Raw genomic sequence first — 18,650 nt, 5'->3', positions numbered from 1 at the left:
CGGCCGACCGAAATAAAGCGAAGCGTAATGTAGGCCGTCCTGCCCTGCGCCTTTTGCCGGGCATTCGTGCTGCTGCTTGTTATGCATTTTGATACGCCGAAACCTTTGTAAAGAACAAAACATCGCAAACGCAGCTAAAATATGCACCAGAGGCAGATACAAATTTGAACGAATATAGATCACTTCCCTTAATTTCTTTTACTCTAAATTCGCCGATATTCTCTGACCCCCAATCTTTCATGTGAATCTCTGTACAGGCTCCCAGAACAATTGTTACTTGAACTGTATTAAATTTCTGATCGCTCCACTTTCTTGGGGCGTTCCCTGGCCATTCACGAAGATCAAACTCGATTTTGACATCTCGATCTTCAAATGACATCCGTATAAGCTCTACAACTTCTCCGAATACCTGGTCTTGAAAGATCCTGTCTAGTGCCTCTCTTGAATTAAGATAGTCTAACCACATATGATCACTCTATGGATTACATAATGCCGTTAGCAAGGGCAGCCGAAGCAACGCGTAGGTTGTCCTGCGGAGTGCCGAAGGCCCGTGCCTGGCTTTGTTAACCATTTTTACAATCTGAAGGTTGATGAGAAAGATTGAGGATTTGCTTGCCGGATTTTCCAAGGTATCTGAAATTTACGGTAACTCCGTGATCTACAAATTGCTTCAAATCCGAAGATGAGCAGTAATTATTAAGTACTTTTGGAGACAGATTCTGTTCTAGAACAGATGCATCAATTTCATCAAACGAGTAATTGGTAAGCGTATAAATATATGTGAATGTGTTATTTAAGCCGACAGTGCTGTCTAGGCGCGTTTCTGAATCTATGATCATCGGCAACAGCTTATTTGTCTCTTCGGCTACTTTCTTTAGGCGATCATTCTGATCTACATTTTCTTTAAATAGATCTTTGGCGGCAAAACTTCCTAAGGCAGAACCTATTGCGGTAGCTGCGGTTACTAGGATTATATTCTTTTTGCTTATCTTATTTTCCATTTTTTTCTAATTCACTCACTTCTATGATTAACGCCTTGATCTGCGGCAGGTTGCGCAAAGTGTGGACTGTTCGGTGGAGGCCCGTAGGGCTGGAACAAACAGCATCAACTTGTTATGCACTTTGAACCAATTCTATCCAGCAGTTTTGTTTGTGAGGGTGCTTAGTCAAAGCATCCATTTTTAGTTTTGCATCAGATTCCCAGCGGTAAGTACCAACCAAAAATTGGTTATCATTGTCATCGATACGACACAGTTTGTATTGCTTATGCCGAATAAATGGAGATTCCCAAACAATTGTTTCAGAACTCACTTTCAATTCATAGAGCATTTCTGACAGCGCTTCATAATCAGGTTCGGGATTGAATATCGAATAAACAATAGTCTCGTCTTTATTTTCAAGTAATACATGCTCAAAGCTGATTTGCTTACCAGATCCAAGTTTCGCGCCTGCTATTTTCGTTAGCCCTAATCCATCTTCTTCACAATCTTGAAATATAAAACCAAGCATTCTTTCAAGCTGTTCCCAGCTAAAAGGCAAAACTAAACTATGGTCGTAATGACCTCGAACCCATTCGCTTTCAGCGACCTGCTTCATGCTCTGTCCAATTGCATAACGCCTTTGTCACAGGCTTAATTGTAGTGAAGCCTTTTGCCGTATAATTGCGAAGCAATGGAAAAAGGTGTAACGGAAATTAAGTCCTGTGTACAAACTTGTTATGAGAGCTACACGCATGATTCTCGCCCAACATCAACAACACTTAGATCTGCTGTTTGAATAGCTTTATCGAACCTTTCTAGACCTTCTGCTTTTATTAATTCGTACTCAGAACTATGGATAGGCATAACCCATAATAGGTTGACGTGTTGCGCTCCTACATGGAAGCATGCAAGTTCTTCTGATTCTCCGTAAGGTTCATCAAATAAAATTGCGCTTGGCCAGCCTTTAGGAGCAATAGGGCTTTCAGGTATGGCCATTCCTGATTCAGCATTCCTTCCTAAACGACACAAAAGATAAGCTGAAATGTCGAAGATATAATTCTCTATTATTTCAGCTTGCTCATCAACAATATAACTTGGTACGGCTAGAAACAATTCATTTGTGCATTCTATTCCAGCAGTAGTTTTACAGGAAGAGAGCCCTATAGTTGCATATCGTTGAATCTTTTCACTAGAAAACGTATACAGCTCAACGAGATTGTCTTTTTTTGACATCACTCTTCGGGAATCAGGCATCCCCCATTCTTCAATATACCTAGACAGGAATATAGATCTGCGAATATCAAATTCTAAACTCATTCTCCAGTTTCCTGATTCTCATAACGCCCGTAGTAGGGAAACCCGGAGCGAACAGCGGAGGGGTTTTCCCCTACTACGATGGTTATGTGGGGTTTGTACTACCAACAAATACCATGCCATAACGCCCTGCACTACTACATAAATCGAAGAAACTATACGATAGGGAAATGCTTGATGGAGGTATATGCCGCTGATTTTCTTTTATGTGTTCTGAAATCACAAACACGTACCGTGCGCTTCGATTTCCTGACTCTCGAGCTGACCAGACTTGTCCAAGATGAACTTGGCTCCTACATGCCACTTTGAACACACAATACCATCACCATCTAGTGATTCAACTATTGCAAATAAATAATTATCACGTTCGTCGTAACTTAACTTGAAACCCTGTTTTTCTGCCCAAGTCTCTATATATTTTCGCTTCGCACCAACGGCGATCTCTTTGGATATCTTTTCTTTCCAGAACGAGGTTCTCTCTTCGGAATTCGAACTATTTGACTGACAACCAATAAGAGCGCCAAAAACAAGTAAAAATATAATTCTCTTCATTTGCTGACCATATTCACATAGCGACTACAACAGGGGCGGCTGGAGCGTAGCGTAGGCCGTCCCGCGAAAGGGCCGAAGGCCCGTAGCAACCTGCTTGTACTTGTTAAATGTTTTTACCATGCCCAACTCTCAATTACCTCGATAGCTTTTGGTTTTAAAGCCAATGACACCTCGATGAAGCAGGAGTCAATTGTTGATGTTAGGGTATGTTCAATGCTCTTCGCTTCCAGATATTTGGAAAGCATTTGAGTAAACAAATTATCTTTGTTTGCGATTGAGATGCAACATGGTTCATCTTCAATGGTAGTCACTACCTCAAGTCTATTTTCGAGATCCCAATACTCCCGACCTCCAATCACGTTGCTTTCAGTGGTTTTACGTAAGTTAGCCATGACATTTAACGCCGCAATCAAACGCGGCTTACTTTGTGTGGTTGTTCTTGCCTGATTCTGACGTTGAAAATCCTTTTCGCAAACGGGTAAATTGAGACCCACCTTCGGCGGCCACCGAAGGCCTTGTTTGTCACAGTTCGTTGCTGCGCCGATTTATAAAGACCGTTAACAAGTAGGAACGTGACAGACACTCACTAGGCATAACTCGGATAGTCATGTGGGCCTCGAGCCCGAATAGCAAGGCGGAGATAGCTTATCTTATGGAACCTCAAGAGATCAATGTCGGTATCGATACCAGCAGTAAACAACTCGATATTTATGTGAGACCTACTGGCCAATTCTTTAGTGTTGCCAATGATAAAAATGGCATTAAGGATGCCATTAAACAATTACAACCTCTTAAACCTCAAAGAGTATTAATAGAGTCTACAGGAAGACTCGAATTAGAGTTTGTCTACGCCGCTGACAAAGCAGGATTACCTGTTGTTGTTTGCAACCCTTCACAGATAAGAAGCTTCGCTAAATCCGCAGGGCGCCTAGCCAAAACTGACAAGCTAGATGCAATGGATATTGCACATTTTGGTGAGGCCATGAAGCCAAGACTATCGGAGCTAAAGCCAGAAAAACTTAGGGAGATCAGTGACTTACTGGCGGTAAGAAGTCAATGTTTAGAGATGAGCACAATGCAAAAGAATCGGCTTCAGAGGATGCCTAAATCAGTGCACAAACCTATACAGGCCATTCTAAACACCATCAAGAAAGAGTTACAAGGTATCGACAAGCAACTGGATAAACTGGTTAACAGTGTGTCTGAGTGGCGGCAAAGGCGGGACCTATTGTTGAGCGCTAAAGGGGTTGGAAATGTGTTGGCTTATACGTTGATGAGTGAACTTCCCGAGCTAGGAAAATTGAACCGTAAAGAAATCGCTGCACTTGTCGGTATCGCCCCGATGAACCGTGATAGCGGCAGCTTCCAGGGAAAGAGATATATTCGGGGTGGAAGGCATCGTGTACGAACGGTTTTGTTTGCTTCCATCATGTCGGCCATACAGCATCATCCCAAACTAAAGCCGATGTACAAGCGATTAGTCGACGCTGGCAAACCTAAAAAGGTCGCTCTGATTGCCTGCATGAGAAAGCAGATTACAATCCTGAATACGATGGTGAAAAATAACACCTACTGGGATGAAAGTATGCCTTAAAAACTTGACGAGCAACCATAGTCACTTGTTAGGCTGCTCGCTTTTGCCATTGTATCTCTGGCAAGAATATTCTCGTTTTAATGGTACCGTCCCAATCGACCTTAAAGCCTGCTTTGCTTAAGCTCTCTGCTACGCTTTTACCGGTTTGAATGCTTTTCCCATCGTCATTTTCAAGAGCACCAAATGCAATCATAAGACCTCTACCATTTACTGCACCTTCTACATCTTGTCCATGATAGAAGCAAAAGCTGTGATAATGACCTTTGGGAGCTTCATGAACGGCCTCACTAACATCTTCAAATCCGTCAGACATTGTGTATCCCGCGTTATGAAGAGCACAAATTCCTTCTTCATGTAGCTTATAGAATACTCCGTGAAGGCGATCGAAGTCTGTAACCTCTGGCCATTCCTTTTCCGCTAAATGCTTTTTCTCAATCTCGGGCTCGATTGAAGCCAGCAACATTTCTTCATCGCATCCTTCCTCGAGAATATCGTATATCATTTCACGAATATCGCCTTTGCTATAAAAGCCTGACCATACCCATCCTTTGATTGAATCTAGGATGTATTTTTCTTCTTTGTTCACTAAACTCTCCTTGGCGGCCTAACGCCGCGATAATCGGCTGGCGCTGCATAGCGGCGACAGTCCGGTGGAGTCCTGTAAGGCCGGAACGAAATTCATCGCCTTGTTACACATTCAGCACCAGTAGTTGAAGTCGGTACCATCGATGTCAATGCAATCACCAAAGTCAGATATTTCGAAATCAGTGATCTCTTCCTTTGTATTTTCTGAGAAGGAGAACAAGCGCTGAGATAGCAGTGTAGGTTCGATTTTTTGATCCGATTTAGTAATAGTGTTTGCAGCTTTCAGCAAAATTCTATTAATGTCGTCTTCGCCAGACTCTTCTACTGCATCATGGTAAGAATCGAAATCAACGATTTTTGGATATATAGCCTGGAACTCCGCTGATACCTCAAATAGATCTTCAGGCTCACAGATATTGCAGACAGACTCACCTTTATTCCAAATTTTCAATACAGGGCTTCCATCTGGTAGAAACAGCGAATAACCGACACATGTTTTAGAGCTAACTTCCTCAAGAAATTCATCAAGCACAAATTCATCATATGTATCTTCATCAAACACACACTCAAATATATGATTGTTCGCACCGTCAGCTTTGTAAGAACGCACCATAAAACGAAATTCAGATAACCCAATACTTTCTGACCCGTAGTCGAAGATCATATCTTTCAGCATTTCCGGTGTAGTATCTGACATTATTACTTGTGTTGACATAGTCCTTTACCTCTGAGGATTGTTTATCTTGTGTAACGCCTCAAACACAGGCTGGTGACGGAGCGCTTAATTTTTGCATAAAATGGCGAAGCCATGCAAAAATTGAGTGCGCAGTTACCAGTCCTTTTGTGCTTTGACTTGTTAAGAGTTTACTGGGCATAGCAACCCCAGCCGTCATTGTGGCCATTTAGATCTGATGCATATTTTTGCAATAGATTTTCGTAATCGGTGATTTCTTTGTGCGTTGGGACCATAGCAACTGTGGCAACTATTTCAAATGGGTATTCTTCAGAGTCTTCATTGTCGCAGAGCAATACTTGTTGTCTGTTGAAAAGAAGAATCTCTCCAAACTTTAAAGCCTCTTCTTCAGTTGAAAATATAACAGTAAATTCAATATCCCTCTTCTTGGACAGGTCATCACCTTGCTGCACCATATTCCATAGTGCATCACCATTTTCGTTATCTGGGTATGTGGATTTATCTCTAATCATCGATAACTCTTAACGCCAAGTTTTGCGGCTGGTTTGGAGCGCAGCGGAAAACTAGTCCGACAACAGCGCTTTGTTACATTATTTGGTTTCCTGAGGCAGAGGCCTAAAATCGAACTCTTTAAAATAGCCAGTGCCGTTAAAATCTACTGTATAGGTATGTAAATTAGGATCTAGGCTACAGCGACCAATCATTTCATGCTTATGCCTTTCTCGAGGTGGCGCACTGTGTATTTTGACAATACCCTCACAGCGGGGAAAGTTACATTGAGCGGTTTTTTCATACACCGTATAGTTCCCATCGCTTCCTTTATGCACATACTTTCCATCAATACATCTATCAACATCATCACTTTGTGGCAAGAAAAACATTTTGATAAATAAGCGATAGTTATTTAAATAAAAGCCGCCAATGAGTAACACAGGAAACGCCAAAATAATTAGGAACGGTTCGCGAAAATACAGCCCAACAGCAGCCACGCCTGCTAATGCTAAAATAAACACTATTGCAGACATTAAAAAGTAGCCAGCGTTTTTCATAACCTCTGAATTAGAGTATGAAAATACGCTTTCTTGTATCACCTCATATTCTATATAGTCCTTTTCAACTTTATCCTCTGGAGGCATCCGTGGTGGACCTTGCTGAGCTTTAGCCCTTTTTGGCTTTACCTGTAATCCTCTTTGTATAGCCGAATTTGAGCAGCATCCAATTTGCGATCAAACCCTCCTCTAATCTGCGTTTCCCAATGACAATCAAAACACAATATACATAGGTTTTCTTGACTATTGTTTGCTGGATTTTCATCGATATGATGTATCTGTATACGCAACTTCTCATTTCGGCAAACACAGCAAGTCCTATCGGATTCAAACAAAACTTTGGCAGCAACTTCTTTTGGAATAGGGATTCTTTTCTTACTCAAATTTGATTCCTTTCTATGACTAAATCTAACGAAAATAGATATGCGAAACCGTTAAGAAAGTTGGCAGCGCCTTTGCGCAAGCAAAGGGAATGACAACTTTTAGGTTTCCGCATAATCGGGTTGTTATTTGTTGCTCGTGGCACTGTGTACAAATTCACTACAAATATCTTTCTTTTATTGTCTACCACGATTCGGAGAGAGAAACTAGCAGCACTAGGTTCGCAGCCGCTTCGAAGCTTACATGAAGGTCGAACCGTTGACTATGGACTTTCCCGCCAATACTGTTTTTTTATACAGCAAACTAATAATTACCTGCTATCCTTTATTGAACCCCCGCAAAACTGGAGCGAGTGACCAATAACGCCCCGCTAACCAGCCGGAGCTGTGTTGATGGTTTTGCGGTAGCGTAGCGTGAAACCGCAAAACGAGCAACGCAGCGGAGGTCCAAGCTGCTTTAGCAGCTGATGGTTGAGCGGTTTGTTATGAGTTTTTAACACGCCGAACTAAGCCTTTATAAATAGCGCAAGCAATAAGAACCCCAAATACCACTAAAGAGATTAGAGCCAATGCCAGTGAAGATATTGAGCCTATTGCTGAAATTTTAAATATAAATTCGTAACTTGGATCTAGCATTACTTTTTCATATAGCCACTTCGGCGCTACACCGTCATAACCGCCGACACCACCCAAATCACCAAAGAACATACCGAGATAAGTGAAAAACAAGAAAAACGACAAGGATCCAATAATATATTTTTTCATCGTTGTATCTTATTGCTCGTCTAACTCAGTAGTGGTAGGACAGCCGGTTACCCTAACTGCCCCCACGCAGATCCGGACGTGCGGAACTACCGCATCCGGCTCTTCAGTAATATATTCGCTCGTGTAAAGCACGAACCCTAATACCAGTCCACAAGTATACTGCGTTTGTATACTCGCGGTGGCTTTAGCCCAAAATATCCCAGCATTTCCTTTAGACCATTCCAGTTGTAACTCTTGCGCTGACTCCGCCGGTTGAGCCATTTGTGTATGCTGTGTAAAACATAGCTGTACAAACGGGACAAGCTTCGACTGTTGTCTGGTAGACCGAAGTAGTTCTGGAACCCCTGTAGCTTGCGCTTCAGTGTGGGCAGCCATTCTCTCAGACGCTCACTGCGCTTGGCTTTGATCCAGTGGTAGAGCGCTTCCATTGCGCCCTTCTGTTTCTGTGCGGCAGTCCGGCGCCTGAGCCTGGGGCGTTTGTTGGGTCCAAGCTCCAGTAGAACTCAAAACCCAGAAACTGGAACTGCCGTTTTCGGCCCGGATGGAAGCGGCTAAAGCGCTTCAGGTGCGTTTTCTCGGGGGCTAACTGCAGGCCAAACTTGTTCAGACGCTGCGGTAGTACCCGGTAAAAGCGCTCTGCATCCGTTTTCAATTGGAAAGCCACTACATAATCATCGGCGTACCGGATTAGCATGGCTCTGCCACGCATACGCGGCTTAACCTTCTTCTCGAACCACAAATCCAGGACGTAGTGCAGATAGATGTTCGCCAGTACCGGACTGACCACACCTCCTTGCGGGGTGCCTGCTGCCGCTTTACTGAACTTACCATCTGGAGTTTGCACGCGTACTTTCAGCCACTGCTTAATCAGTGTCAGCAGGGCTTTGTCGTCGATACGAAGGGCTAGCATCCGCAGTAACCAGTCGTGATCCAGCTGATCAAAGAAGCCTTTAATATCGGCTTCAACGATGTAGCCGTAGCCTTTGAATTGCAGATTTAAGCCAAGACTGTGTACGGCTTGGTGGGCGCTTTTCCTGGGACGGTAACCGTAGCTGAAGGGCAGAAAATCCTGCTCCCAGATACTTTGCAGTAGCTGCGCTACGCTCTGCTGCACCAGTTTGTCTTCCACCGTAGGCAGCCCCAGTGGGCGCTGCTTGCCGTTGCCTTTGGGAATCAATACCCGCTTAATCGCCTGGGTGCGGTAGCGTTTGTCACACAGCCGTTGATGTAGGCATTGAATATTTTTCGGCAGTCTTTGCCGGTAAACTTCGGTAGTTACTCCGTCGATACCGGGGCGGGCCTGCTTATTGAGCTGGCCCCAGCTTTGATACAGCAGGTTGGAATTTAGCAGTCCGTATAAATTCTGAAACCTGTGTCTGGGGTGGCTCTGTGCTTTAAATGCGATGGCGTGCAAGGCGGTTGTCATAGTGTCTCCAGCCCTACTTTGTCCGGACTATGTTTCTGTTGCACACCGATATTACTGTCAGCCCCTTCGCCATGTAAGCGGCTTTCCCGCTCTCGGACTACTATGAGCTGATCCGACTTCCGAGTGGTCTTCGTTGGTTTCGCCATTAGGCTTAACGTCTCTACCTGCTCCTTCAGGAACCTGCTCGGATCTCTCAAGTTCTCAATACTTCTCTTTCTACATGCCACGGCTTAATAACCCCGCCGATCCGCAACAACCTTACCATTACGGTTGCATTGCCTGGACTTCGATGGCGTTACACATCTCGTCAATCGGAGCTCACTTTATTATCGGAGCGATACCAGCACTTGAGGATCACGATAATCCCTATGGCCTATAGAATTCTCTGTGTACGCTTCACATAGTTTGTTCACAGTTGAAAAAAAAGATAATTATATTTTCTTTCCCTTCTGTTCCGCCCTACGCGCAACACTCGATACAGGTGGCTGGTTAGGCCTTACCCGACAGGGACTTCCACCCTGCAAGAAGCATCAAGCTTAGCTTGACGCACTAACGCCAAGCTAAACGGCACAAATGGCTGTGGTAGAGTGAAACGAACCACGGCCATTTGTGTCCGGCGGAGCCCAGCAGGGGCGGAGCGAATTTAAGCGCCTTGTTATAAATTTTCACTTTCCAGTCTCAACTTAACAAGCTCTTTATCCTCAAAACTAAAATATGCATCTAGTATTTTACATTCTCCAGTAGATTCACACTCAAGCAGTGTGAATACTTTCCGTTGATCCTGTTGGGTACAGTTGGAGTCGTATGAATATTTATTCTTTTTTACACAGCCATATTTTGGGTTCAGTTTAAACTTCCATAACTTAGAGTTAGACAGCTTGATAATTATATCGGCATCATCGCTCAAGGCCTCGTACTCATATTTTTCCGAAGGTAAACCCAGACTCTCGACTATTATTTGACCATCGTTAACAATTAGGTAATTTTTGTTCCACGGCATTTTCCCTAAAAAAGCGTACGAAGGCTGCCAAACTCCATTGGGCACTTTAGCGGACCCGGCCCAAGAAACTGCTGCAAAAAAGGGTACTAGTATAGTCAGTAATATTTTCATCTTTCGCCTTGGTATTTATAACGCCTGGCGCACAGGCCGGAGCACGCAGTGCGGAGGTCCAGGCAGCTTTGCTGCCGATTGTGCCACCACTTGTTATGAATTTTCACTATTTTTTTTCCATTCACGTAAGACCTCAACAACCAACTGATTTCTTTGTATGTACTCTTTCTTGGCCACCAATGGGTCTTCTCCTTTTAGCAGTCTCGTAGCAGGGACAAGGAAATCACTAGACCACTCTTCATCAGCACTAGGTGCTTCGCTAGCGTATTTGCAGGCCAAACCCATTACCTCTGGGCATTCTTTTAAAAAGCATGCTATTTCGTCAATGGTTTCGCGATTCACTGTAGCAAACACAGTTTGAACCCAAAGTTCTATAGGTAGTTTTTTTCGATTTAGCCTTTCTATTTCTTGCTTAAATTCTTCGATGTTCATCTTGATTCATAACGCCTCAATAACCCGCAGCTGAAACGCAGCGAAGCGGAGTGTAAGCTGTCGGGCGTCGAAGGCGCGTAGTTAATTGATTTGTTAAATGTAAGACCACACTGCACCTATGATAAGTAGAACTATTATTGCCACTTGGGTTTTATTGGCTTTACTTTGTTCAGCTTTGGCTTCAGGTGTATCAGTCACTCCTACCTGATGATCGGACCCTCCTTCATCAAGATCTTCGTTGAAGATGATGAGGCTATTAATCAAAACAGCGATCATTACTAGTAACACTGCTGTTAGCCAGTAGAATCCCGTGAAGTACTGGATACCCAAACCAAATAGAAGGCAAAAAGTAATCATTATTGCTGCGGGCTTTAGGTCAATGCCTTTCATCTTCGAGTACATTTAACGCCGCCATTTGCGGCCGTAATGTAGGCGCGAAGCGCCGAAATGGAGGTCCAGCACCAGCTTGCTGGTGCGATGCAACATGGCCTTGTTATGTGTTTTAGGTGGCATATGCGTAGAACCAAAAACTAAGAGCCAAGCATAGAACAACCGGAACCAATATTAGGCCCACAACCTTAATTGGGATTTCAGCTACGGGATGTCTATATTTTTGCCGACGACCAAATACTTCTGTATGAGTTCGCAATCCAAATGGCGCGAACACCATGAAATATGTCGTAGAGCCAACTGCAATTGAAAAAGCTAGCCAGCCAAAGACATTGGAAACAGTTACCTCTTCAATTGAGTACATCCTGGCAATAAATATCACCGAGACAAAAATTAATGCAAGGCTAATGTTCTTCATCTGTACTTACACATAACGCAGAGTGCAGGGGCGGCAGGAACGAAGTGTAAGCCGTCCCGGCGCGAAGCGCCCTTGCTGCCACGATTTGTTAAGTGCTACTTTTAGCACACTTGGTCTCCGATTTCCCAGGGTGGCTTGTAAATACTAGTTTACTACCAGAATAAACGAAGAAGCTCGCCCCTTTTTCTGTGTTTAATGTGAAAGTTCCATTTTCATCCGTTTTGGTTTCTCCAAGTTTGCCAGGCAAGTGAAAAGGAACCCATTCGTTTTCCCATGCTTCTACTTCTGCTCTAGCAATCGGATTATCTTGGCAATCAGTTACCGTTCCGGTATAGGTTTGTGGTGTAGCGCAACCATTCAAAATTAATGCAAGTAAAGCAATTGCTACTGATGTCTTCATTCTCTCTTGCACTTAACGCCCGGCTCATCGGCGAGCGCAGCGAGTCCGGTGGAGGTCGAAGGCCGGAACGAAATGCAGCCGCTTGTTAGGCGAACAACCTATCTTAGCTACCATAGATTTCTCTGCACTTGCTGCAGTAAAGAACCTCTTTTGTCTTTGCATCTTCAACCCAGCAAGGCCCATAAGCCACAACATTAGCATAAGGGTAGTTTTCATTAATAGTTCTTCGCTCAGCTTTTGTAGGAGATCTTCTTGTACCATAGATGATTTCAGCATGATCCTGCTCAAGCTCTACTTGATGCAAATGGCAGTATTGAAACAACGACCATATTTCTTGGTATGTTTTGTAGCCTAGCCCATACTCACTAACGAATTTTTCCCATTCAAGTTCTTGTTTGAATTTAAGGCGACTATTTTCTTTGTTGGAGCAACAGATAGTAGCCAAAAAGTTCAAATATCTTTCTGTACCAACGAACTCTTCAAACGTTTTTCTAATATCGCTAATTTCCATTAGGGACTCAATCCTCTTGGACGCCTAACGCCGCCAACACGGGCCGAAATGGAGCAGCGAAGCTGCGGAATGTAGGTCCAGCCAGCTTTGCTGGCGATCGTGCTTGACTTTGTTAAGAGTTCTCATTTCCGAAGTGCCCAATAGAAGCAATACTAATTACAAGGAATACAAAAATTACTATGAGCCAAACATATGGTCTGAACCAAAACCAATAGTCCATGCGATTTCCAGTCAAATGAAGATACTTAAAGCCAAAAATATAAACAAGAGTGACGGCTGTTGCTAAGATTAAACTGGCCGGCAGAAACAGTACAACAGTGTCACTCACACCTTTTGAGTTAAAGAAACCCAGAATAAATAGCCCAAAATTCAGATAACCTAAGACCTTTACTACATGTAAAAATAACTCTTTATTAGTACTCATTGAATATCTATGTTTTGACTCTTAACGCCGCCAACACGGGCCGTAATGTAGGGGCGAAGCCCCGAAATGAAGGTCCAGCCAGCTTTGCTGGCGTTCGTGCTTGGCTTTGTTATGGCTTTTAGCTAGAAGCATCCTCGAACCTAGGCTTGTATATGGGGGCGTGTTTGTTGATTTTTTTAAAGCACTTAATGTGACAGAAGAAGCGCTGGAGATCTAGCTTGTCTGCGGGCTGATCAATGTTAGCGATAAGATCGACTGCACATGGATCTAGACCTCCTTGATTATCGATATGCTCACCACATAGAAAGCACTGATATCCTTTATCTTCACTCATAGATATTTATTCTTTAGGGCCATAACGCCGTGCCTGTGTTTTATACACATTACTTAAATCCATTTAACACCTCTGCTGCTTCAATATAATGGAGTAACTTAGCATATCCTTGCCAAACAGTTTTAACCCCTGGCTCGCCATCCCCTTTACGTCCTAGAAATCCTCCTAGACCTGCCAGCATACGCGTTATATCTCTTATGCTCGGAGGTATATTTGGCGGGGAGCTTTTATCTCGCATCATCCATACCATGCGCCATTCTTTTTCAGAGTAAGCACTCGTACATGGTTCATCAGGAAGACTTCTTGCTTGTGTAGTTATCGAATGTAGTCGCCATCCAATAATCATATAGATCGCAATACAGTTCAACATTCGCTGCTCTGTTCTAAAACGATTACTTTCTATCTGGCATCCGCCTTTTACCACCCGAAAATAGGTTTCAATTTCCCACCGGCTTCGATACCACTCAATGATAACTCTCGCCTGCTTATAGTCTTCAACTGGAAGATCAGTTAACAGCATCCACTCAATGCCTTTTTCACCCTCTGGTGGGTTTATTTCTTTAGCCAATACAGCATAGAGAGAAAGTGGTCGTTTAGATTTTCCTTTTCCAAATAGCCGTATCTCAGTAGTGGATACGCTGACTTTGGCTTTTCTTCCAGGTTCCCCATTCCGTTTGGGAATGTCTACCGTGTATAGACCAATAGATTTCTGCTCGTTCATATGATCCCAAAGCAAAACCGTTTCTTCTCCATCGAGCTCTAAAGTGCGATTGGCCTTAGCTCGAACGATATAGCTCGCCCGCCGCTGTTCACTTTGCTCTTCAGCCAGCTGAAACCACTCATGAATATCACCCTCTCTATCAGCAATACTCACAATTGTGCTTTCAGGGCAGTGCTCTTGTATCTGACAAGCCGTTTCGTAATGGTCTAGCCAGCGTCGACTCTCCTTATCCTTTATCGACTTGGTATAGCGGGAATTAGAACTGGACCCCTTATCTCTCTGCCACATACTACCTTCAACAACACCCAAATTAACCCTGGATGGTGTTATCGCGATGGAGGTGTGCAAGAGTTGTTGGTTGGTCTCTTTACGCCTAAGTGTTCCCATCTCTTTACTTTCTAGGTCAGTGGCAAAATTTAGAAAGGTAGTATCTTGTGGGATAAGAACAACAGGCTGCGCTTTGATTCTCTCAAGAGTTGCAGATTTATGGCCGCTCATAATAGAATCAAAATTGACTTTATCATTTTCGATAAAGCGATAAGCTGCAAACGTTTCTGCCCAAGTTTTGTTTGCACAGGGAATGCTATTCTTTGGATCTGAACTTAAACTACTAAGAATATTGGACAAGCGCTTATTCAAGCGTGTATCACCCATAACCTGATTTTTTACTTCCTCCATGACCCAGTCCTGCATAATTATCCAATCAAATCTGTAATTCATGCCAGGTCAAACTGTAACTTATTGATTTACATAATAAAACCGGAAAAACTTGTGTATAAAACTTAGCGCCGTGCACACTGGCAAGCGAAACGCAGTGTAGCTTGTCCGAGCGGCGCAGCCGCGCTGTGCTGCACTTTGTTATGTGTTGACTGAGTTATCATTTAAATACGCTTCTACTTCTAGGCTGATTAGCCCCGGACATCCAGCTTTTAACCAATTCTCGAACTCTTGGTAGCGTGGTGCGTATATTTTACCATTATCATTTACCACGCTTTGTACGAAACCATAGCTGATGACGAATCGCAAATGATCGATAGCACATCCACGCAACTCTTTTTCTTCTAACGTCAGCCTTGTTTCATCACCATCATAATCCCTCAAAGGAATCGTGTATTGGGATTCCTCTAGCAATAGATCAAGAAGGTCCTGTCTTCTTTCACTTTCGTACAAGGCTTTAATTTGGTTCGAATCGATCATGGGTGACCTTACACATAACGCCCGGCCTGTGTTTTATACACATTATTTAAGTCCATTTAGAGCTTCTGCTGCCTCTATATAATGAAGTAGCTTGGTGTATCCCTGCCAAACGGTTTTAACCCCTGGCTCGCCATCCCCTTTACGCCCCAAAAAACCTCCTAAACCTGCCAACATACGGGTTATCTCCCTCATGCTTGGGGGTTCATTTGGTGGAGTAGTTTTATCTCGCATCATCCATATCATACGCCATTCTTTTTCAGAGTAGGCACTTGTACACGGTGCGTCAGGAACTCTTCGTGCATGCGTAGTTATCGAATGTAGCCGCCATCCAATAATCATATAGATCGCAATGCAGTTCAACATTCGCTGCTCTGTTCTAAAACGATTACTTTCTATCTGGCATCCGCCTTTCACCACCCGAAAATAGGTTTCAATTTCCCACCGGCTTCGATACCATTCAATGATGACCCTTGCCTGCTTAAAGTCTTCAACTGGAAGATCCGTCAACAACATCCACTCAATGCCTTTCTCACCCTCTGGTGGGGTTAATTCTTTAGCCAATACAGCATAGAGAGAAAGTGGTCGTTTAGATTTTCCTTTTCCTAGCAACCGTATCTCAGTAGTGGATACGTTGACCTTGGCTTTTCTTCCAGGCTCTCCATTCCGTTTGGGAATATCTACCGTGTATAGACCGACAGATTTCTGCTCATTCATATGATCCCAAAGCAAAACCGTTTCTTCTCCATCGAGCTCTAAAGTGCGATTGGCCTTAGCTCGAACGATATAGCTCGCCCGCCGCTGTTCACTTTGTTCTTCAGCCTGCTGAAACCACTCATGAATATCACCCTCTCTATCAGCAATACTCACAATTGTGCTTTCAGGGCACCGCTCTTGTATCTGACAAGCCGTTTCGTAATGGTCTAGCCAGCGTCGACTCTCCTTATCCTTTATCGACTTTGTGTAGCGGGAATTAGAACTTGATTCCTTATCTCTCTGCCACATACTACCTTCAACAACACCCAAATTAATTCTGGATGGTGTTATCGCGATGGAGGTGTGCAAGAGTTGTTGGTTGGTCTCCTTACGCCTAAGTGTTCCCATCTCTTTACTTTCTAGGTCAGTGGCAAAATTTAGAAAGGTAGTATCTTGTGGGATAAGAACAACAGGCTGCGCCTTGATTCTCTCAAGAGTTGCCGATTTATGGCCGCTCATAATAGAGTCAAAATTGACTTTATCATTTTCGATAAAGCGATAAGCTGCAAACGTTTCTGCCCAAGTTTTGTTTGCACAGGGAATACTATTCTTTGGATCGGAACTTAAACTACTAAGAATGTTGGACAGGCGCTTATTCAAGCGTGTATCACCCATAACCTGACTTTTTACTTCGTCCATGACCCAGTCCTGCATAATAATCCAATCAAATCTATAATTCTTACTAGGCCAAACTGTAACTTATTGATTTACATAATAAAACCGGAAAAACTTGTGTATAAAACTTAGCGCCCGGCTCATCGGCGAGCGTAGCGAGTCCGGTGGAGGCCGCAGGCCGGAGCGTAATGCAGCCGCTTGTTAGGCATTTTCTTTATCTGGCAATGCGGTTTTAAAAGTTACGCCATATTTTTCACTTAAAACATAATTCAAAACACCATCTTGTTGCAGCGAATCTAATCTTTCCAACTTACTTATCGGTGAATTTTCTGTGATTCTCATAATTTGATGCCCGTACTTTTCTATTCGATCTTCATAGAAGACCATGCAGTCGTAAATCAATTCAGCATTATCGTTGTCCTTAATTAGGTCAACGGTCAAAGCATACATGATTTGGGCCCAACATATTTCCAAGACAAGGGTGCCCTCTGAGCAATCTCGCTCAGCTTTCAAATAGTAGGACTCGTCTGCGAACTTCCTTGGGATTTCTTTAACTATCTTCCACTGCATACAGATGCCTAACGTTGCCAGCAAGGGCAGCCGAAGCGGAGCGTAGGCTGTCCAGCCCAGCCTCCGGCTGGGCGATCTTGCCTGGCCTGGTTAAATTTTATGTCCATTGAGGCCACCCCAGCGATTTAAGCCATATTAAAAAACTGATACAGCTCAGATATGGTAAACATTTGTACAGTCTGAATCGCTGCTTGCGATACCACAGAAATAAAATAGCCAAATACGTCGCAGTAAAACCGGCAACTACATGGAGAGCTAGCCTTGCTACGTCACGAGACTCGTTTGAATGGACAAAGCCCATCTCAATGACATACCAGTTTACCCACATAGCCGATAACCATGGCAAAAGTGAAATCACAATGAGAGAGTTATCAATACGGCTCACTTGGAGATTGCCCTTAGAAATTTAACGCCCGCAATAACCGGCCGGAGCGAAGCGAAGGTCCGGCGGAAGCCACACAGTGGCTGGAGCGAAGTTAATTGCCTTGTTATGTGTTTTGCACGAGATAGTATAAATTTCCATATTCTCTCGAATCCAATCTTTCTATTTCTTTAGCCTCAATAGCTTCATGTAACCATTGTTTAATATCACTTTCTTGTACGTACGGATATTGCTTTCTACGAGTACGAATGAAGCCACATAGTCTCCATTCATCAAAGCCATCGGTACGTCCATTGACTCCGTAGTCGAAGTCAATTATGTCCTTCTTGCTAATTTGAACCTTACAGCCAACGCCATGGAAGAAGTATTTATGCTTGTCTCCGAGCGTACCGATTTGGTCAATCGGCGGGGCCCAATTATGAGGTTCGTCAGTTTCAAGATATTTCTTAAGCAGCTCGTTCGCCTCTTCGACTTTTTGCTGAAAGTCGGAAATAATTTTTCGAAGCTCAGTATTCATGATTTACACATAACGCCTTTAGCAGCGGCGGCCGTTAGGCCGTCCAGCCCCGAAGGGGCGATGCTGCCTAAACTTGTTAACTATCCCCCTCGATCCGGTCTATCACTTCAAGTCGTGCACTTTTTGGACAGTAAATCGTGAGGGTTTCTGAGTGAGGGTTTATTGTTCCCCAGTCTCTATCAATCCGCCACTCTGGCATATCATCTGAATTTTCACTTGAAGGGCTTACCGCAAATGACCAGTGGCCTGAGTAGAACACATGAACAAAGATACCTTGAATTTCGCTTGGGACAGTTATTTCAAGAGTACAAACATAACCACCTTCACATAGTTTAGGGTGAGAAGTTACGTTGAACTCATTTTGACTACAATCTATTCCTTTGCAGCAAACTATTCGATCACTTGCCCCCCAAAACACGGCCTTATTGCCGCTAGATTTGGTATCAGTAGATTCTTTCTTTTTGAAAAACACTCCAGATTCCCTAATACAGTTAACGCCTGCTTCAGCCGCGCGCCAACGGCGCGTCGGGTGGAGG

26 protein-coding genes are annotated in these 18,650 nt (G+C 43.6%); 1 reads left to right on the top strand and 25 read right to left on the bottom strand.

Annotation, left to right across the window (positions count from 1 at the left end):
- Nucleotides 1-79 precede the first annotated feature (79 nt).
- From ACJJIM_RS04315 to ACJJIM_RS04290, 6 genes are all read right to left on the bottom strand, one after another.
- The gene (locus tag ACJJIM_RS04315; RefSeq protein ID WP_444912498.1) at nucleotides 80-466 is read right to left on the bottom strand and encodes an Imm50 family immunity protein; all 387 of its coding nucleotides are present in this window, start codon (nucleotides 464-466) and stop codon (nucleotides 80-82) included.
- Nucleotides 467-563: 97 nt separating this feature from the next.
- Nucleotides 564-1,001 carry a hypothetical protein gene (locus tag ACJJIM_RS04310; RefSeq protein WP_444912497.1) on the bottom strand — a complete coding sequence of 146 codons (438 nt, stop codon included), beginning with the start codon at nucleotides 999-1,001 and terminating at the stop codon, nucleotides 564-566.
- 112 nt (nucleotides 1,002-1,113) lie between these two features.
- Nucleotides 1,114-1,596 (bottom strand): hypothetical protein, encoded by a 483-nt coding sequence (locus tag ACJJIM_RS04305; RefSeq protein ID WP_444912496.1) that lies wholly within the window; start codon nucleotides 1,594-1,596, stop codon nucleotides 1,114-1,116.
- Between the two features lie 128 nt (nucleotides 1,597-1,724).
- Nucleotides 1,725-2,297: a suppressor of fused domain protein gene (locus ACJJIM_RS04300; RefSeq protein ID WP_444912495.1), complete on the bottom strand. Its 573-nt coding sequence runs from the start codon at nucleotides 2,295-2,297 to the stop codon at nucleotides 1,725-1,727.
- 216 nt (nucleotides 2,298-2,513) lie between these two features.
- A complete protein-coding gene (locus tag ACJJIM_RS04295; RefSeq protein ID WP_444912494.1) occupies nucleotides 2,514-2,846 on the bottom strand; it encodes a hypothetical protein in 333 nt (110 codons plus the stop codon).
- 113 nt (nucleotides 2,847-2,959) lie between these two features.
- On the bottom strand, nucleotides 2,960-3,340 hold the full coding sequence (locus tag ACJJIM_RS04290) for a hypothetical protein (RefSeq protein ID WP_444912493.1): 381 nt from the start codon (nucleotides 3,338-3,340) through the stop codon (nucleotides 2,960-2,962).
- A gap of 158 nt (nucleotides 3,341-3,498) precedes the next feature.
- On the opposite strand from ACJJIM_RS04290, the gene ACJJIM_RS04285 reads away from it, so the two are divergent.
- On the top strand, nucleotides 3,499-4,440 hold the full coding sequence (locus ACJJIM_RS04285) for an IS110 family transposase (protein ID WP_444912492.1): 942 nt from the start codon (nucleotides 3,499-3,501) through the stop codon (nucleotides 4,438-4,440).
- Nucleotides 4,441-4,468: 28 nt separating this feature from the next.
- Here ACJJIM_RS04285 and ACJJIM_RS04280 read toward each other — a convergent pair whose 3' ends face one another.
- From ACJJIM_RS04280 to ACJJIM_RS04190, 19 genes are all read right to left on the bottom strand, one after another.
- Nucleotides 4,469-5,026, bottom strand: a complete 558-nt coding sequence (locus ACJJIM_RS04280; RefSeq protein WP_444912491.1) for a DUF6891 domain-containing protein — start codon at nucleotides 5,024-5,026, stop codon at nucleotides 4,469-4,471.
- Between the two features lie 111 nt (nucleotides 5,027-5,137).
- Nucleotides 5,138-5,740: a hypothetical protein gene (locus tag ACJJIM_RS04275; RefSeq protein ID WP_444912490.1), complete on the bottom strand. Its 603-nt coding sequence runs from the start codon at nucleotides 5,738-5,740 to the stop codon at nucleotides 5,138-5,140.
- A 149-nt stretch (nucleotides 5,741-5,889) separates the two neighbouring features.
- Entirely contained in the window at nucleotides 5,890-6,231 is a 342-nt protein-coding gene (locus tag ACJJIM_RS04270; protein ID WP_444912489.1) for a ribonuclease E inhibitor RraB, read from the bottom strand.
- Between the two features lie 78 nt (nucleotides 6,232-6,309).
- Complete coding sequence (locus tag ACJJIM_RS04265) at nucleotides 6,310-6,855, bottom strand: hypothetical protein (protein ID WP_444912488.1); 546 nt, start codon at nucleotides 6,853-6,855, stop codon at nucleotides 6,310-6,312.
- A gap of 776 nt (nucleotides 6,856-7,631) precedes the next feature.
- Nucleotides 7,632-7,913 carry a hypothetical protein gene (locus ACJJIM_RS04260; protein ID WP_444912487.1) on the bottom strand — a complete coding sequence of 94 codons (282 nt, stop codon included), beginning with the start codon at nucleotides 7,911-7,913 and terminating at the stop codon, nucleotides 7,632-7,634.
- A gap of 137 nt (nucleotides 7,914-8,050) precedes the next feature.
- Nucleotides 8,051-8,341, bottom strand: a complete 291-nt coding sequence (locus ACJJIM_RS04255) for a group II intron maturase-specific domain-containing protein (RefSeq protein ID WP_444912486.1) — start codon at nucleotides 8,339-8,341, stop codon at nucleotides 8,051-8,053.
- Nucleotides 8,293-9,339: a group II intron reverse transcriptase/maturase gene (gene ltrA / locus ACJJIM_RS04250; protein ID WP_444912485.1), complete on the bottom strand. Its 1,047-nt coding sequence runs from the start codon at nucleotides 9,337-9,339 to the stop codon at nucleotides 8,293-8,295. The genes ACJJIM_RS04255 and ltrA overlap by 49 nt, the downstream gene beginning before the upstream one ends.
- Before the next feature lie 655 nt (nucleotides 9,340-9,994).
- Nucleotides 9,995-10,450 carry a hypothetical protein gene (locus ACJJIM_RS04245; protein WP_444912484.1) on the bottom strand — a complete coding sequence of 152 codons (456 nt, stop codon included), beginning with the start codon at nucleotides 10,448-10,450 and terminating at the stop codon, nucleotides 9,995-9,997.
- Nucleotides 10,451-10,543: 93 nt separating this feature from the next.
- Nucleotides 10,544-10,882: a hypothetical protein gene (locus ACJJIM_RS04240; protein WP_444912483.1), complete on the bottom strand. Its 339-nt coding sequence runs from the start codon at nucleotides 10,880-10,882 to the stop codon at nucleotides 10,544-10,546.
- 93 nt (nucleotides 10,883-10,975) lie between these two features.
- Nucleotides 10,976-11,272, bottom strand: a complete 297-nt coding sequence (locus ACJJIM_RS04235) for a hypothetical protein (protein ID WP_444912482.1) — start codon at nucleotides 11,270-11,272, stop codon at nucleotides 10,976-10,978.
- Between the two features lie 112 nt (nucleotides 11,273-11,384).
- The gene (locus tag ACJJIM_RS04230; protein ID WP_413662303.1) at nucleotides 11,385-11,690 is read right to left on the bottom strand and encodes a hypothetical protein; all 306 of its coding nucleotides are present in this window, start codon (nucleotides 11,688-11,690) and stop codon (nucleotides 11,385-11,387) included.
- An 88-nt stretch (nucleotides 11,691-11,778) separates the two neighbouring features.
- Nucleotides 11,779-12,090 carry a hypothetical protein gene (locus ACJJIM_RS04225; protein ID WP_444912481.1) on the bottom strand — a complete coding sequence of 104 codons (312 nt, stop codon included), beginning with the start codon at nucleotides 12,088-12,090 and terminating at the stop codon, nucleotides 11,779-11,781.
- A 103-nt stretch (nucleotides 12,091-12,193) separates the two neighbouring features.
- On the bottom strand, nucleotides 12,194-12,601 hold the full coding sequence (locus ACJJIM_RS04220) for a hypothetical protein (RefSeq protein ID WP_444912480.1): 408 nt from the start codon (nucleotides 12,599-12,601) through the stop codon (nucleotides 12,194-12,196).
- 807 nt (nucleotides 12,602-13,408) lie between these two features.
- The gene (locus ACJJIM_RS04215) at nucleotides 13,409-14,758 is read right to left on the bottom strand and encodes an IS4 family transposase (RefSeq protein ID WP_444912479.1); all 1,350 of its coding nucleotides are present in this window, start codon (nucleotides 14,756-14,758) and stop codon (nucleotides 13,409-13,411) included.
- A gap of 180 nt (nucleotides 14,759-14,938) precedes the next feature.
- Nucleotides 14,939-15,277, bottom strand: coding sequence for a hypothetical protein (locus tag ACJJIM_RS04210; RefSeq protein ID WP_444911325.1), 339 nt, complete (start codon nucleotides 15,275-15,277; stop codon nucleotides 14,939-14,941).
- A gap of 42 nt (nucleotides 15,278-15,319) precedes the next feature.
- Nucleotides 15,320-16,669: an IS4 family transposase gene (locus ACJJIM_RS04205; protein WP_444912349.1), complete on the bottom strand. Its 1,350-nt coding sequence runs from the start codon at nucleotides 16,667-16,669 to the stop codon at nucleotides 15,320-15,322.
- A gap of 177 nt (nucleotides 16,670-16,846) precedes the next feature.
- On the bottom strand, nucleotides 16,847-17,215 hold the full coding sequence (locus ACJJIM_RS04200; protein ID WP_444912478.1) for a hypothetical protein: 369 nt from the start codon (nucleotides 17,213-17,215) through the stop codon (nucleotides 16,847-16,849).
- 488 nt (nucleotides 17,216-17,703) lie between these two features.
- Nucleotides 17,704-18,114, bottom strand: a complete 411-nt coding sequence (locus ACJJIM_RS04195; protein ID WP_413662318.1) for a DUF6896 domain-containing protein — start codon at nucleotides 18,112-18,114, stop codon at nucleotides 17,704-17,706.
- Nucleotides 18,115-18,190: 76 nt separating this feature from the next.
- A complete protein-coding gene (locus tag ACJJIM_RS04190) occupies nucleotides 18,191-18,586 on the bottom strand; it encodes a hypothetical protein (RefSeq protein ID WP_444912477.1) in 396 nt (131 codons plus the stop codon).
- Between the last annotated feature and the right edge of the window lie 64 nt (nucleotides 18,587-18,650).

The sequence above is a fragment of the Microbulbifer maximicatervae (SeqCode) genome (assembly GCF_052467615.1).
The sequence above is the reverse complement of the archived record's forward strand: the minus strand, read 5'-3'. Positions and strand labels throughout refer to the sequence as shown.

Bases quoted from the DNA above. Each gene is read 5' to 3' on its own strand.
- ACJJIM_RS04315 (WP_444912498.1), bottom strand. From the start codon at position 466: ATGTGGTTAGACTATCTTAATTCAAGAGAGGCACTAGACAGGATCTTT.
- ACJJIM_RS04310 (WP_444912497.1), bottom strand. From the start codon at position 1,001: ATGGAAAATAAGATAAGCAAAAAGAATATAATCCTAGTAACCGCAGCT.
- ACJJIM_RS04305 (WP_444912496.1), bottom strand. From the start codon at position 1,596: ATGAAGCAGGTCGCTGAAAGCGAATGGGTTCGAGGTCATTACGACCAT.
- ACJJIM_RS04300 (WP_444912495.1), bottom strand. From the start codon at position 2,297: ATGAGTTTAGAATTTGATATTCGCAGATCTATATTCCTGTCTAGGTAT.
- ACJJIM_RS04295 (WP_444912494.1), bottom strand. From the start codon at position 2,846: ATGAAGAGAATTATATTTTTACTTGTTTTTGGCGCTCTTATTGGTTGT.
- ACJJIM_RS04285 (WP_444912492.1), top strand. From the start codon at position 3,499: ATGGAACCTCAAGAGATCAATGTCGGTATCGATACCAGCAGTAAACAA.
- ACJJIM_RS04275 (WP_444912490.1), bottom strand. From the start codon at position 5,740: ATGTCAACACAAGTAATAATGTCAGATACTACACCGGAAATGCTGAAA.
- ACJJIM_RS04270 (WP_444912489.1), bottom strand. From the start codon at position 6,231: ATGATTAGAGATAAATCCACATACCCAGATAACGAAAATGGTGATGCA.
- ACJJIM_RS04265 (WP_444912488.1), bottom strand. From the start codon at position 6,855: ATGCCTCCAGAGGATAAAGTTGAAAAGGACTATATAGAATATGAGGTG.
- ACJJIM_RS04260 (WP_444912487.1), bottom strand. From the start codon at position 7,913: ATGAAAAAATATATTATTGGATCCTTGTCGTTTTTCTTGTTTTTCACT.
- ACJJIM_RS04255 (WP_444912486.1), bottom strand. From the start codon at position 8,341: ATGGAAGCGCTCTACCACTGGATCAAAGCCAAGCGCAGTGAGCGTCTG.
- ltrA (WP_444912485.1), bottom strand. From the start codon at position 9,339: ATGACAACCGCCTTGCACGCCATCGCATTTAAAGCACAGAGCCACCCC.
- ACJJIM_RS04245 (WP_444912484.1), bottom strand. From the start codon at position 10,450: ATGAAAATATTACTGACTATACTAGTACCCTTTTTTGCAGCAGTTTCT.
- ACJJIM_RS04240 (WP_444912483.1), bottom strand. From the start codon at position 10,882: ATGAACATCGAAGAATTTAAGCAAGAAATAGAAAGGCTAAATCGAAAA.
- ACJJIM_RS04235 (WP_444912482.1), bottom strand. From the start codon at position 11,272: ATGAAAGGCATTGACCTAAAGCCCGCAGCAATAATGATTACTTTTTGC.
- ACJJIM_RS04230 (WP_413662303.1), bottom strand. From the start codon at position 11,690: ATGAAGAACATTAGCCTTGCATTAATTTTTGTCTCGGTGATATTTATT.
- ACJJIM_RS04225 (WP_444912481.1), bottom strand. From the start codon at position 12,090: ATGAAGACATCAGTAGCAATTGCTTTACTTGCATTAATTTTGAATGGT.
- ACJJIM_RS04220 (WP_444912480.1), bottom strand. From the start codon at position 12,601: ATGGAAATTAGCGATATTAGAAAAACGTTTGAAGAGTTCGTTGGTACA.
- ACJJIM_RS04215 (WP_444912479.1), bottom strand. From the start codon at position 14,758: ATGGAGGAAGTAAAAAATCAGGTTATGGGTGATACACGCTTGAATAAG.
- ACJJIM_RS04210 (WP_444911325.1), bottom strand. From the start codon at position 15,277: ATGATCGATTCGAACCAAATTAAAGCCTTGTACGAAAGTGAAAGAAGA.
- ACJJIM_RS04205 (WP_444912349.1), bottom strand. From the start codon at position 16,669: ATGGACGAAGTAAAAAGTCAGGTTATGGGTGATACACGCTTGAATAAG.
- ACJJIM_RS04200 (WP_444912478.1), bottom strand. From the start codon at position 17,215: ATGCAGTGGAAGATAGTTAAAGAAATCCCAAGGAAGTTCGCAGACGAG.
- ACJJIM_RS04195 (WP_413662318.1), bottom strand. From the start codon at position 18,114: ATGAATACTGAGCTTCGAAAAATTATTTCCGACTTTCAGCAAAAAGTC.